The sequence below is a fragment of the Nocardioides taihuensis genome, assembly GCF_042657275.1.
GTDB lineage: Bacteria > Actinomycetota > Actinomycetes > Propionibacteriales > Nocardioidaceae > Nocardioides > Nocardioides taihuensis.
On record NZ_JBHSKD010000027.1, the window covers coordinates 161,823 to 175,850 of the forward strand.

Annotated in this window: 9 protein-coding genes; 4 read left to right on the forward strand and 5 right to left on the reverse strand. The window is 72.2% G+C overall.

Translation table 11 applies throughout. The annotated features are described in order from the left end of the window. Positions 1 to 9 precede the first annotated feature (9 nt). Both ACFPGP_RS18810 and ACFPGP_RS18815 read right to left on the reverse strand, forming a co-directional pair. On the reverse strand, positions 10 to 861 hold the full coding sequence (locus tag ACFPGP_RS18810) for an acyl-CoA thioesterase (RefSeq protein ID WP_378592444.1): 852 nt from the start codon (positions 859 to 861) through the stop codon (positions 10 to 12). Continuing rightward, positions 858 to 1,823 carry a PAC2 family protein gene (locus tag ACFPGP_RS18815; protein WP_378592446.1) on the reverse strand — a complete coding sequence of 322 codons (966 nt, stop codon included), beginning with the start codon at positions 1,821 to 1,823 and terminating at the stop codon, positions 858 to 860. The genes ACFPGP_RS18810 and ACFPGP_RS18815 overlap by 4 nt, the downstream gene beginning before the upstream one ends. 220 nt (positions 1,824 to 2,043) lie before the next feature. Between ACFPGP_RS18815 and ACFPGP_RS18820 the strand changes: the two genes are divergently transcribed. The 3 genes from ACFPGP_RS18820 (at position 2,044) to ACFPGP_RS18830 (ending at position 6,165) form a co-directional block, all read left to right on the forward strand. Next, positions 2,044 to 3,258: a thiolase family protein gene (locus ACFPGP_RS18820; RefSeq protein ID WP_378592447.1), complete on the forward strand. Its 1,215-nt coding sequence runs from the start codon at positions 2,044 to 2,046 to the stop codon at positions 3,256 to 3,258. Beyond that, on the forward strand, positions 3,258 to 5,360 hold the full coding sequence (locus tag ACFPGP_RS18825) for a 3-hydroxyacyl-CoA dehydrogenase NAD-binding domain-containing protein (RefSeq protein WP_378592449.1): 2,103 nt from the start codon (positions 3,258 to 3,260) through the stop codon (positions 5,358 to 5,360). Before ACFPGP_RS18820 ends, ACFPGP_RS18825 begins: the two co-directional genes overlap by 1 nt. A gap of 85 nt (positions 5,361 to 5,445) precedes the next feature. Further along, positions 5,446 to 6,165 (forward strand): peptidoglycan-binding domain-containing protein, encoded by a 720-nt coding sequence (locus tag ACFPGP_RS18830; RefSeq protein WP_378592450.1) that lies wholly within the window; start codon positions 5,446 to 5,448, stop codon positions 6,163 to 6,165. 322 nt (positions 6,166 to 6,487) lie between these two features. Here ACFPGP_RS18830 and ACFPGP_RS18835 read toward each other — a convergent pair whose 3' ends face one another. Beyond that, positions 6,488 to 7,390 carry a homocysteine S-methyltransferase family protein gene (locus ACFPGP_RS18835; protein ID WP_378592452.1) on the reverse strand — a complete coding sequence of 301 codons (903 nt, stop codon included), beginning with the start codon at positions 7,388 to 7,390 and terminating at the stop codon, positions 6,488 to 6,490. Between the two features lie 222 nt (positions 7,391 to 7,612). On the opposite strand from ACFPGP_RS18835, the gene ACFPGP_RS18840 reads away from it, so the two are divergent. Continuing rightward, entirely contained in the window at positions 7,613 to 10,489 is a 2,877-nt protein-coding gene (locus tag ACFPGP_RS18840; protein WP_378592453.1) for a PxKF domain-containing protein, read from the forward strand. Between the two features lie 71 nt (positions 10,490 to 10,560). On the opposite strand, the gene ACFPGP_RS18845 is transcribed toward ACFPGP_RS18840, so the two are convergent. Both ACFPGP_RS18845 and dxs read right to left on the reverse strand, forming a co-directional pair. Continuing rightward, the gene (locus ACFPGP_RS18845; protein WP_378592454.1) at positions 10,561 to 12,063 is read right to left on the reverse strand and encodes an amino acid permease; all 1,503 of its coding nucleotides are present in this window, start codon (positions 12,061 to 12,063) and stop codon (positions 10,561 to 10,563) included. Between the two features lie 51 nt (positions 12,064 to 12,114). Continuing rightward, positions 12,115 to 14,019 carry a 1-deoxy-D-xylulose-5-phosphate synthase gene (gene dxs, locus ACFPGP_RS18850; protein WP_378592455.1) on the reverse strand — a complete coding sequence of 635 codons (1,905 nt, stop codon included), beginning with the start codon at positions 14,017 to 14,019 and terminating at the stop codon, positions 12,115 to 12,117. Positions 14,020 to 14,028 lie beyond the last annotated feature (9 nt).

The following is a 14,028-nucleotide window of genomic DNA, read 5'->3' on the forward strand; positions in this document are numbered from 1 at the left end:
TGCGCCCGGTCAGCGGGTGCGGAGCCGGATCAGGCCCTCCTGGGCGACCGACGCCACGAGGGTCCCGTCACGCGTGTAGACCTCGGCGAAGGCCAGCCCCCGGGCCCCCTGCGCAGAGGGCGAGTGCTGGTCGTAGAGCCACCACTCGTCAGCCCGGAACGGCCGGTGGAACCAGATCGCGTGGTCGAGCGAGGCCATCATCACCTCGGGCGGCCGCCGGTCGTGGGCGGCGAGGGTCGCGCCGAGCAGGCTCATGTCGCTGGCGTAGGTGAAGGCGGCGAGGTGCAGCTGCTGGTCGTCCCCGAGCTCCTCCTGCACCCGGATCCACATCCGGGCCCGCGAGGGGCGCGCGGGGTCCTCGTCGAGGCCCTGCTGGGAGTTGCCGACGTAGCGCGCCTCGAGCGAGGCCCACTCCTTGGCGAGCGCGTCGGCCTCGTCGTTGCCGGCCCGCCGCATCAGGTCGACGATGTCGAGGCCCTCCTCCGGCGGGATCACCGTCGGCATCACGTCCTGGTGCTCAAGGCCCTCCTCGACGCGCTGGAAGTTCGCGGTCTGGAAGTAGATCGGCCGGCCGTGCTGGCGGGCGACCACCCGCCGGGTCGCGAACGAGCGCCCGTCGCGCAGGGCCTCGACGTCGTAGACGATCGGCACCGAGGTGTCACCGGGCCGCAGGAAGTAGGAGTGCAGCGAGTGCGGGACGTACGCCGCGTCGACGGTGCGGATGCCCGCCACCAGCGCCTGGGCCGCCACCTGACCGCCGAAGACCCGCTGCCGGTCGGTGTCGGGCTGCCGCCCGCGGAAGAGGTTGGTGTCGAGGGTCTCGAGGTCGAGCAGCTCGACGAGCTCCCGGGCCGCGGTCACGCGCGGTCCTCCTCGCCGTCGGCGTCCGGGCCGTCGAGGCCCGCGAGGAACTGCTCGAACTGCTGGCCGATCTCCTCCCCCGTCGGCAGCGGCTGGTCCTGGGCCAGCAGGCTCGAGCCCGACTCCTCGGCGCGCTCGAAGGCGTCGTACTGCTGCTCGAGCGCCGCCACCACCGCGCTGACCTCCTCGTTGCTGGAGAGGTAGCGGGCGATCTCGACCTCGCGGTCCTCGGCCTCGGCCCGCAGCCCGGAGAGGTCGACGGTCAGGTGCCCGCCGATCTCGAGGTGCTCGAGCAGGGCGGTCGAGGCGCGCGGGTACTCCAGCTGCGCCAGGTAGTGCGGGATGTGCGCGACGTAGCCGAGGGCGTCGTGGCCCCACTCCCCCAGGCGCACCTCGAGCAGCGCCTGCGCGCTCGAGGGGATCCGCAGCTCGCCGCGCCACGGGCTCTCGGCCGTGAGCAGCGCGGAGCGGTTCGCGTGCGGGGTGATCGCGATCGGGCGCGTGTGCGGCACCGCCATCGGCACCGACCCCAGGCTCACCACCCGGGTGACGCCGAACCGCTCGACCACGCGGCGCACCGCGCGGGCAAAGGCCTCCCAGCGGTTGTCGGGCTCGGGCCCGTGGAGGAGCAGGTACGGCGTGCCGCCGGTGTCGGTGAGCAGCCGCACGACGAGACGCGGGGCGTCGTACCCCTCGTAGTGGTCGCGGACGAACGACATCGCCGGGCGCCGGGCGCGGTAGTCGTGGAGCTCGTCGACGTCGAAGGTCGCCACCACGCGGCTGTCGGGGCTGAGGTCGACGAGGTGCTGGGCGGCGCGGGCGGCGGCGCTGCCGGCGTCGAGGAACCCGTCGAGCACGAGCACCAGGGTCAGCGAGCGGTCGAGCCCGTCCACGGACTCACCGTGGACGTCGAGCTCGGGCACGTCGTCGACGATGTGCACCAGCCGGGATTCCTTGGACACGCGGACCGTCCTCTCGGGGGATGCGGTGGATGGGCCTGCCCGGGGATGAGCCGCGGAGCGGGGCCCAGTATTCCCGGTCGGGTGCCCCCGCGGTCCAGCGGCGGGCGGTGGCACGGACCCCGCGCCGGGGTGACCACCGCAACAGGCGACCGCGTTCCGCACGTTGTTACTGCGCGGTAACGTTGGTGCGTCCCCACCCCGCGCCCCAGGAGGCAACCTCGTGCCCACCGCCACCCGAGCACTGCGGGAGGTCGTCTTCGTCGACGGCGTCCGCACGCCGTTCGGCACCGGCAAGGCGTCCGGCCAGTACGCCGAGACCCGCGCCGACGACCTCGTCATCAAGTGCATCCGTGACCTGCTGCGCCGCAACCCCTCGCTCCCGCCCGAGCGCGTCGACGAGGTGGCGGTCGCCGCGACCACCCAGATCGGCGACCAGGGCCTGACCATCGGCCGCACCGCCGCCCTGCTCGCGGGCCTGCCGCAGAGCGTCCCCGGCTTCGCCATCGACCGGATGTGCGCGGGCGCGATGACCGCGGTCACCACGACCGCGTCGGGCATCGCCTTCGGCGCCTACGACATCGCCATCGCCGGCGGCGTGGAGCACATGGGCCGCCACCCGATGGGCGAGGGCGTCGACCCCAACCCGCGGATCCTCTCCGAGCGCCTCGTCGACCCCGACGCGCTGGTGATGGGCAAGACCGCCGAGAACCTGCACGACCGCTACCCCTCGATCACCAAGGAGCGCGTCGACGCCTACGCCGTGCGCTCGCAGGCGAAGACCGTCGCGGCGTACGACGCCGGCAAGATCCAGCCCGACCTGGTGCCGGTCGCCACCCGCTCGGCCGAGCATGGCTGGGGCCTGGCGACGTCCGACGAGCCGATGCGGCCGGGCACCACGCTGGAGTCGCTCGCGACGCTCAAGACCCCGTTCCGCCCCCACGGCAAGGTGACGGCGGGCAACGCCGCCGGCATCAACGACGGCGCCACCGCGTGCCTGGTCGCCGAGGAGCAGACGGCGCGCGAGCTCGGCCTGCCGGTGAAGATGCGGCTGGTCACCTACGCCTTCGTCGGCGTCGAGCCCGAGGTGATGGGCGCCGGGCCGATCCCGGCGACCGAGAAGGCGCTGGCCCAGGCCGGCCTGACCATCGACGACATCGACGCCTTCGAGGTCAACGAGGCGTTCGCGGTGCAGGTGCTCGCCTTCCTCGAGCACTTCGGCATCGCCGACGACGACCCGCGCGTGAACCCCTACGGCGGCGCGATCGCCATGGGCCACCCGCTCGCCTCCTCCGGCGTGCGGCTGATGACCCAGCTCGCGCGGCAGTTCGAGGAGCGCCCCCAGGTCCGCTACGGCCTGACCACGATGTGCATCGGCATCGGCATGGGCGGCACCGTGATCTGGGAGAACCCGCACTACGCCGGAGAGGACGCCTGATGAGCGACATGACCGCCCTGCTGGCACGCGCGCAGGAGATCTCCTCCGACGCCGAGCGCGTGACGCACGCCCACCTCCGCAAGGTCGCCCTGCCCGACGTGGAGGGCCGCCGCGCCGGCGTGATGGGACTGATCACCCTCGACAACGGCGAGGACCACACCAAGCCCAACACCTTCGGCCCCAGGTCGCTCCTCGAGCTGAACACCGCGATCGACGCGGCCCTGGCGGACCACGAGATCACCTCGATCGGCGTCACCGGCAAGCCGTTCATCCTCGCCGCGGGCGCCGACCTGACCTCGATCGCCGGCGGCGGGCCCGACGCCGTGCGCGTCGTGGCCGAGCTCGGGCACGCCGTCTTCCGGAAGCTGGGCGACCCCGGAGGCAAGCCGTCGTTCGGCTTCGTCAACGGCCTCGCCCTGGGCGGGGGCCTCGAGGTGGCGCTGCACTGCACCTACCGCACGGTGATGGACTCCGCCCCCGCGCTGGGTCTGCCCGAGGTCATGCTCGGCCTGGTTCCCGGCTGGGGCGGCGCCTTCCTGCTGCCGAACCTGCTCGGCGCGGACGCCGCGGTGACCGTGGTCGTCGAGAACCCGCTCAGCAACGGAAAGACGTTGAACGGCGCGGCAGCGTACGAGCTCGGCCTCGCCGACGCCGTCTTCTCGGGCGCCGACTTCCTCGAGGAGTCGCTGCGCTGGGCGGCAGCCGTCCTGTGCGGCGAGCTCGTCGTCGACCGCCCGCAGGTCGACCGCGGCGCCGCCTGGGACGCCGCTGTCGAGCGCGGCCGCGCCCTGGTGCAGGCGAAGACCGGGGGCGCCAGCCCGGCCGCGCGCACGGCGGTCGAGCTGATCGACGCCGCCCGCGACGGGGACCGCGACGCCGGGTTCGCCCGCGAGGACGACGCGCTCGAGGCGATGTCGCGCACGCCGGAGCTGATCGCCTCGCTCTACGCCTTCGACCTCGTGCAGAAGCGCGCCAGGCGCCCCGCGGGCGCACCCGACCGCTCCCTGGCCCGTCCGGTCACCAAGGTCGGCATCGTCGGCGCCGGCCTGATGGCCAGCCAGCTCGCGATGCTCTTCGTGCGCCGCCTCGAGGTGCCGGTCGTGCTGGCCGACCTCGACCAGGAGCGCGTCGACAAGGGCGTGGCCTACGTGCACGACGAGATCGGCAAGCTCGAGGCGAAGGGGCGCCTGTCGCGTGACCGCGCCAACCGCTACCGCGGCCTGGTCACCGGCGTGGTCGAGAAGGCCGACGCCTTCGCCGACGCCGACTTCGTGATCGAGGCCGTCTTCGAGGAGATGTCGGTGAAGAAGTCGGTGTTCGCCGACGTGGAGAAGGTGGTCTCGCCCGAGTGCGTGCTGGCCACCAACACCTCGTCGCTGTCGATCACCGAGATGGCGGCCGACCTCGAGCACCCCGAGCGGGTCGTGGGATTCCACTTCTTCAACCCGGTGGCGGTGATGCCCCTGGTCGAGATCGTGCGGGGCGGCGCGACCGACGACGCGACGCTGGCGACGGCCTTCGCCACCGGCAAGGCGCTGAAGAAGACCACGATCCTGGTCACCGACAGCCCGTCGTTCATCGTCAACCGGCTGCTCGGCCGGTTCATGGGCGAGGTCGGCCGGATCGTCGACGAGGGCACCCCGGTGCCGGTCGTGGACGGCGCCTTCGCGGGCGTCGCGCCGATGCCGCCGTTCGTCCTGCTCTCGCTCGTCGGGCCGGCGATCGCGCTGCACAACAGCGAGACGCTGCACCGGGCGTTCCCCGACCGCTTCCACGTCTCCCCCGCGCTCGAGCGGGTGGTGGCGGCGCGCAAGCCCGGCTACTACGGCCCCGACGGTGCGCTCGACCCCGAGGTGGAGGCGATGCTCGAGCAGCCGGCCGAGCCGGTCGTGCTCGAGGCGGCGGAGGTCCGCGAGCGGGTGCTCGGCGCCCTGGCCGAGGAGGCACGGCTGATGCTCGACGAGGGCGTCGTCGCGGCCCCGGAGGACCTCGACCTCGCGATGATCACCGGCGCCGGCTTCGCTTTCTGGAACGGCGGCCTGACCATGCTGCTCGACACCGACGGCATCAGCGAGCGCGCCACCGGTCGGCGCTTCCACTGACGCGGGCCGCCGTCGGCGACCTAGCATCGGACAGGGGGGGCGGACCGACCGGTCCGGCCCCCTGTCGTCCGTCCCGGGAGGACCCATGCGTCATCTCCACCGCGCCCTGGCCGCGCTGGTCGCCGTCGTCGTCGCCGGCACGCTCGCCGTCGCCCTGCCCGCCGCACCCTCCGTCGCCGCGGGCAAGCCGTGGGTCGAGCGCGCGCAGAAGCGGCTCAACGACCTCCACTGCAGCGCGGGACGCGCCGACGGCGTCCTCGACCCGTGGGCGCGCTCGGCCGTCGTCCGGTTCCAGACCCGGCACCGGCTGCCGGCCCACGGGCACCTCACCGACGCCACCCGCAAGCGCCTGTACGCCGACGACGCGCACCGCTGCGACGTACGTCCGGTGCCGGGAGGCAGCGGGAAGGGCCGGCGGGTCGTGATCAGCCAGCGCCAGAACTGGGTCTGGCTGGTGGGCGCGGGCGGTGAGGTGCGCGCACAGCAGGGCATGGTCGACCTGCCGTCCGCACTACCCACGGGGTGGCACGCCACCGGCTCCTACTGCGGCCGCCCCGCCCGGGTGAAGCGCAACAGCTCGGTCAGCGGCACGCTGTGGCTGATGAATTTCGTGCGCTTCGCGCCCTGCGGGGTCGGCTTCCACCGGATCCCGGTCTACAAGAGCACGATGCGGCAGATGCACCCCGACTGGTACCTCGGCACGAACCTCGACCAGTCGCACGGCTGCATCCGGCTGAGCCGGGAGATGTCGCTGCGCGTCTGGGAGTTCACCGAGGGTCACCGCACGCGGGTGCGGGTGCTCTGACCCCCGGGCCGCGGCCGGGACCTCAGGCGTGCGCGGGCTGGGGCGACTGCTGGGACTCCGACCGGTCCCCGCGGTGGCGCGGACGCGGCTTGGGGGCGGGCCGCAGCAGGCCGCCCAGGCGGCGGGGGCCACGGTGGATCGCGGTGTCGGAGGTACGACGGTGAACGGACATGGGAGGTCCTGACTGCTCGGCACGTGCCTCCCGAGAGGCTGACTCCCACCGGCCGGGAGCTGGTTCCACGGTGCCGCCGCGGGCCTCGAGCACCAACGCAATTGTCATGAAATTGCGGCTTTCTCGTGGACACCTGTGGAGGCGCTGGTCTCACACGCCCCACAGGGCACGCACGTGCCGCGCGTCGGTGCCGCAGCACCCGCCAATGGTGGTGAGCGCGGGGAGGTCGGCACGCAGCTCGCCGAGGCTGCTGGCGAGGTGCCCGAGGTCGCCCTCGTCGAGGACCTCCATGGCGTCGAGCTCCTCGTGCGTCATGGTCGAGGCGTTGGGGCGGACGGTCGAGATCCGCGACTGCCAGGCTCCCCCGTCGAGGCCCGGGGTGACGTGGGTCGGGTGCGCGCAGTTGACGCCGAACCAGTCCGGCGGTGCGGCGGCGTCCACCTGACCGATCGCGTCGGCGAGCGGCGTGCCGTCGGGCAGCCGGCCGTCGGTCTCGACCGTGAACGAGATGCCGACGGGGATGCCTGCGTCGCGGGCGGCGCGGACCACGCCGACCGCCTCCTCCGGGCCGGTGAGCGTCAGGGCGTGGACGGCGTCCACGCCGGCCCGCGTCAGCGACCGCACCTGGGCGGCGTGGTAGTCCGCGGCCTCGTCGGGGTCGGCCTTCTCCCCCGCCACGTAGCCGTCCCCGCGCGGCCCGATGTTCCCGGACACGAGCACGGTGAGATCGGGGTGCTGCTCGCGGAAGACCAGCAGCAGCTCGACGGCCGCCTGGTTGAACCGGTCGAGGTCCGCGGCGTCGTAGCCCAGGGCGGCACCCCAGTCGGGGTTGGCCCGCCAGGTCGGTGTCTCGAGCAGCAGCCCGGCCCCCGCATCGCGGGCGATCGCCGCGTAGTCGTCGTAGTAGCCGGTCAGCAGGTGCCGTCCGTCGGCGTGGTCGACCAGGGGAAACGCCGCGAACTCGGGCAGGTCGACGCCGCGGTGGAAGATCAGGTCGGTCTCGAGGCCGCCGTCGGTGACGAAGCGACCGTGCTCCAGCGGGTTGCCGGTCATGGGCACCTCCTCCCGGTCCGTGATCCGGTGAGCCTCGTCCTGCCCCGCGTCACCGACAAGGGTGTTCGGCAGGGTGGTCTGGACCGGTGTCGCCCGCCGTTCTGGGTTGCGTCAATACTTCGCCAGCACTTGTCGACTCCGCGGCGCCCGACCGCAACCCGTTCCTACGCTGCGGTCATTCGAGCGGCGTCCGGTGCCGCTCCGTGCCGGTGGGGGAACTCCGTGTCAAGGTCCGTCCTTGGTCGCGCTTTCGCGACCTCTGCAGCAATTCTCCTCGTCGGTGCCGGGCCCGCCCTGGCCGACGACGTCGCGAACAGGCTCGACACCAGCATCGATGCGACCGCCGAGGTGATGAGCCTCAACGTGGGCGGCGTCGCGAAGTCGACGACGCTCTACATCAGTCCAGCCAACGGCGACGGCAAGCAGGGCTGCAACCTCACGGGTTCCACGACCCTGGTCGTCAACGTCGCCTCGAGCAACACCGCGGTGGCCACGGTCAGTCCGTCCTCGGTCACGTTCGGGAGCTGTGGGGACACCCCGGCCGTGACGGTGACGCCCGTGTCCGCTGGATCGTCGACCATCTCGGTGAGCCAGGCCTCCAACAACACGGGTGGCACCTTCAACCTGGCCCCGGCGACGTTCGACGTCGTCGTCGCCCCGCCGGCCAACACCGCACCGACCGTGGCGATCACGGGCGTGTCCGGGGGCTCGACCTACGAGCTCGGCGCCGTCCCTGCCGCCGGGTGCACGGTCACCGACGCCGAGGACGGTCCCCAGAGCTTCGCGGCCACCGTGACCGGCCCGGCGACCGGGCTGGGGACGTTCACGGCCTCCTGCTCCTACACCGACGCCGGCGGGCTCACGGCGACGTCCTTGGCCACGTACAGCATCGTCGACACCCACGACCCGGTCATCACCTTCCAGAGCCGGACACCGGCAGCCAACGACCACGGCTGGAACAAGGACGACGTGACCGTCACGTGGACCTGCTCCGACAGCGGCTCCGGAGTCGTCAGCAGCACGGTCTCCGCGACGGTGTCGACCGAGGGCGCCGACCAGACGGTCACCGGCACCTGCGCGGACCACGCCGGCAATGCGGCCTCCGACACGGTGGGCGGTATCAGCATCGACAGGACTGCGCCGGACATCGAGATCGGCTTCAGCCCGTCCGCCAACGACGCCGGCTGGAACAACGGTGACGTCACCGTCGCGTGGACCTGCACCGACGCCCTGGCCGGCGCGGTCGACGCCGGAGGCAGCAAGGTCCTCGTCGAGGGCGAGAACCAGTCCTGGTCGGCCACCTGCACCGACAAGGCCGGCAACACGGCCTCGGACGGGGTCGACGACATCGACGTGGACGAGACCGACCCGGTCATCACCTTCGAGAAGCAGGACCCCGAGGCGAACGCAGCCGGGTGGAACAACACCCCGGTCAGCCTGGAGTGGTCGTGCAGCGACACGCTCTCGGGCCCCGTGGACGAGACCGTCACCCGCACGATCGACACCGAGGGCACCGGCCAGTCGGCCACGGGGACGTGCACCGACAAGGCAGGCAACACGGAGAGCGACACCCGGACCGGGGTCGACGTCGACCTCACGGACCCGGAGCTGACACTCCTCGGCGAGGAGCCGTCGGGATGGCACAACAGCGACGTGACCGTCACCTGGGAGTGCACGGACATCCTCTCCGGCGTCGACGAGGACGCCTCGCGCCTCACCGACACGGTGTCGAGCGAGGGTGATGACGGCGTCGCCACCGCCTCGTGCACCGACGAGGCCGGGAACACCGCCACAGCCGAGGTGTCCGGTATCAGGATCGACAAGACCTTGCCGGTGCTGACGCGCGACGGCGAGGCCCCGACCGGCTGGCACAACGGCGACGTGTCCGTCACCTGGACCTGTCAGGACGTCCTCTCCGGCGTCGACGAGGACGCCTCGCACCTCAGCGACACCGTCACGACCGAGGGCAGGGACCAGACCGCGTCCGCCTGGTGCGTCGACCGGGCCGGCAACGAGGCCACGGACGATGTCGGCGGGATCGACATCGACCTCACCGACCCTGTCGTCGACATCAGCCGGAGCCCGTCGGCGAACGGGTACGGCTGGAACAACGGTGACGTGCTGGTCGTGTGGACGTGTGCGGACGAGCTCTCGGGCGCCACGGACGACGGCGGCACCCACACCCTCGGCGAGGAGGGCGCCGACCAGTCGTACGAGGCCACCTGCACCGACCACGCGGGCAACACGGCCAGCGGCTCCCAGGGAGACATCGACATCGACCTCACCGCACCGGCGATCGCGCTCCAGAGCCGGACCCCGGCCCCGAACGCCTCTGGCTGGAACCACGAGGACGTGACCGTCACCTGGGCCTGCTCCGATGCTCTCTCCGGCGCGTTGACCGCCACGGTCAGCGACACGGTCTCGACCGAGGGAGCGAGCCGGACCGCGACCGGGACGTGCAGCGACAGGGCGGACAACACCGCCTCGGCCGAGGTCACCGGCATCAAGCTCGACAAGACAGCCCCCGGCGTCACGTGGGGCGGACCGCTCACCGACGGGGGCAGCTACTACTTCGGTTCGGTGCCCGCGGCTCCGACGTGCGCGGCGACCGACGCCCTGTCGGGTCCTGCGTCGTGCACCACCAGTGGCTACTCGGCTGCCGTCGGCACGCACACCGTGACGGCGACCGCCACCGACGTGGCCGGCAACGACACGACGGCGACCCGCACCTACACGGTGCTCGCCTGGTCACTGCGGGGCTACTACGCGCCGGTGGACGTGAACGGCGTGCTCAACACGGTCAAGGGCGGGTCGACGGTGCCGCTGAAGTTCGAGGCGTTCGCCGGGGCCCGCGAGATCGCGACGACGACCGAGCTCGGGGCGACGTTCACCGTCAAGGGCGTGTCCTGCCCCGGCGCGACCACCCCGGTGGACGACATCGAGCTGACGACGACCGGCGGCACGACGTTCCGGTACGACGGGACGGCGGGGCAGTTCATCCAGAACTGGCAGACGCCGAGGTCGCCGGGCAGCTGCTACCGCGTGCTCACCACGACTGCGGACGGCAGCGTGCTCGACGCCCTGTTCAAGTTGAAGTAGCGGGAGAGCACACGGGTCGTGTGCCTGAGGACACCCTGACGGGTGCTCCCGGGCACACGACCCGTCGTGTGTCAGCGGTCGGCGGTCGCCTGCTCGGCCGCGCGCTCACCGGTGGCCAGCCGGCTGCGGCGCACGCCGTACGCGAAGTAGACGACGAGGCCGATCGCCATCCACACGAGGAAGCGCACCCACGTCTCGCCGGTGAGGTTGAGCATCAGGTAGAGGCAGAGCAGCACCGCGGCGCCCGCCACGACCGGGACGGCGCGCACCGTGAACGAGCGCGGCAGGTCGGGACGGGTGCGACGCAGGATCACCACGCCGATGCTGACCAGCACGAAGGCGAAGAGCGTGCCGATGTTCACGAGGTTCACGAGGGTCTCGAGGTCGACCAGGCCGCCGATCAGGGCGACGGCCGTGCCCGTCACCGCCGTGATCACGTACGGCGTGCCGAAGGTCGGGTGGACCTTCGCCAGCACCGGCGGCAGCAGGTGGTCGCGGGCCATCGCGAAGCCGACCCGGGTCTGGCCCAGCATCAGGATCATCACGACCACGATCAGGCCGATGCAGGCGCCGACGGAGATCACCCTGCCCATCCCCTCCAGGCCGACCGAGTCGAACGCGGTCGCCAGGGGGGCGGCGTCGTTGGGGTCGATCTGGGTGTAGCTCTGCATGCCGGTGACGATCAGGCTCACCGCCATGTAGAGCACGGTGACGATCGCCAGCGAGCCGAGGATGCCGCGCGGTACGTCGCGCTGGGGGTTGCGGGCCTCCTCGGCGGTGGTGGCCACGATGTCGAAGCCGATGAAGGCGAAGAAGACGACCGCCGCACCGGCGATGACGCCGCCGAGGCCGTAGACCGCCGGCTCGATGCCGAGCAGCGAGGTGATCAGCGGCAGCTGCATGAAGCCGCCGGCACCCTCGGGGGTCGGCTCGGCGGGCGGGATGAACGGCGTGTAGTTGGACGGCGTGATCTGCGTGATGCCCACGACGATGACGACCGCGACCACGAGCAGCTTGATCGCGACGACCACCTGGTTGACCCGGCTGGAGAGCTTGATGCCGGCGATCAGGATCCCCATCACGAGCAGCGAGATGATGATCGCCGGCAGGTCGACGGTGCCGTCCGCGGCCGAGCCGAGCTGGGCGGGCACCTCGAACGGGGTGTCGGCGACGACGTCCTGGAAGTAGCCGGAGAAGCCTGTCGCCAGGGCCGCCGAGCCGATCGTGAACTCCAGGATCAGGTCCCAGCCGATGATCCACGCGACCAGCTCGCCGAAGGTCGCGTAGCTGAAGGTGTAGGCGCTGCCCGCCACCGGCACGGTCGAGGCGAACTCGGCGTAGCACAGGGCGGCCAGCGCGCACGCGACGCCGGCGATCGCGAAGGACAGGGCCACGGCCGGGCCGGCGTTGCTGGCAGCGACGGTGCCGGTCAGCACGAAGATGCCGGCGCCGATGATCACGCCCACGCCGAAGACCGTGAGGTCGAGGGCACCGAGGTTCTTCTTGAGCTGGTGCCCGGGCTCGTCGGTCTCCGCGATGGACTGCTCGACGCTCTTGGTGCGGAAGACGTTCATCCCCGCACGGTGCCCGCGACGCAGCGGCCCCAAACCACGCGCGGTGAAGCGTCAGATCGGGTGCTCCACGTCAACCGGAGAACGACCCTCGGCGAGCGCCGTCACGTCCTCCACGATGCCCCGGGCCAGCGCCTGCGGACTCAGGCCGATCCGCTCGAGGATGACCGCGCGCTTGGCGTGGCCGAGGAACTCCTGCGGGATGCCGTGCAGCCGGAACGGCGTGTCGACCCCCGCGTCGTCGAGCGCCAGCATGATCGCGGCCCCCACGCCGCCCACCCGGCCGTTGTCCTCGAGGCTGACCACGAGCCGGTGGTCGCGGGCGAGCTCGACGATCACCGGGTCGACCGGCTTGACCCACCGCGGGTCGAGCACGGTCACGCCGATGCCCTGGGCGCCGAGCCGGTCGGCGACGTCGACCGCCGTGGTGGCCATTGAGCCGGCGGCGACCAGCAGCACGTCCTGGGCACCGGAGCGCACGAGCACGTCGCAGCCGCCGACGCGGTCGACGGCCGGGATGTCCGCCGGGGGCGGGCCCTTGGGGAAGCGGACGACCGTCGGCGCGTCGTCGACCTCGACCGCCTCGTTCAGCAGCTCGCGCAGCCGGGTGGCGTCGCGCGGCGCCGCGATCCGCAGGCCGGGCACGACCTGGAAGATCGACATGTCCCACATGCCGTTGTGGGAGGCGCCGTCGTCGCCGGTCACGCCGGCGCGGTCGAGCACGAAGGTGACCCCGCAGCGGTGCAGCGCGACGTCCATCAGCACCTGGTCGAAGGCCCGGTTGAGGAAGGTCGCGTAGACGGCCACGACCGGGTGCAGCCCCCCGAGGGCGAGGCCGGCGGCGCTGGTCGCGGCGTGCTGCTCGGCGATGCCGACGTCGAAGGTGCGCTCGGGGAAGTGCCGCTGGAAGTGGTGCAGGCCGACCGGGTGCATCATCGCCGCGGTGATGGCCACGACGTCGTCGCGGCGCTTGCCCACCTCGACGATCTCGTCGGCGAAGACGTCGGTCCAGATCGGGCCCTTGGGGTCCTCCTCACCGGTGTCCACGTCGAACGGACCCGGCGAGTGGAACTGGTCGGCCTCGTGCTGCTCCGCCGCGTCGTAGCCGAAACCCTTGCGGGTCAGCGCGTGCACGATCACGGGCCCGCCGAAGCGCTTGGCCTGCGCGAGCGCCTGCTCGACCGCCGCGCGGTCGTGCCCGTCGACCGGACCGACGTACTTGAGCCCGAGGTCCTCGAAGAGGCCCTGCGGGGCGAGCGCGTCCTTGAGGCCCTTCTTGATCGCGTGCAGCGCGTCGTACGTCGCGTGGCCGACGCCCGGGACGGCGTTGAGGCGCCGCTTCACCTGGTCGAGTGCCTGCTCGTAGCGCGGGTTGGTGCGCAGCGAGGTGAGCGCGTTCGCGAGGCCGCCGACGGTCGGGGTGTAGGAGCGGCCGTTGTCGTTGACGACGATGACGAGCCGGCTGGAGCGGGCGACCGCGATGTTGTTGAGCGCCTCCCAGGCCATGCCGCCGGTCAGCGCGCCGTCCCCTATCACGGCGACGACGTGGCGCTCCTCACCCTTGATGGCGTAGGCCTTGGCCAGTCCGTCGGCGTAGCTGAGCGCGGTGGAGGCGTGGGAGTTCTCCACGATGTCGTGGATGCTCTCGGCCCGGCTCGGGTAGCCCGAGAGCCCGCCCTCCTGGCGCAGGTGCTCGAACTCCGCGACCCGGCCGGTGAGCAGCTTGTGCACGTAGGCCTGGTGGCCGGTGTCCCACACCACGCGGTCGTGGGGCGAGTCGAAGACCCGGTGGATGGCCAGCGTCAGCTCCACGACGCCGAGGTTGGGGCCGAGGTGGCCACCGGTGCGCGCGCAGGTGGAGACGAGGACGTCGCGGACCTCGGCGGCGAGGCCGTCGAGCTGCTCGTCGCTGAGGTCCCGCAGGTCGCGGGGCGTGCGGATCTGCTCGAGCTGGCCCATGGGGTCGGA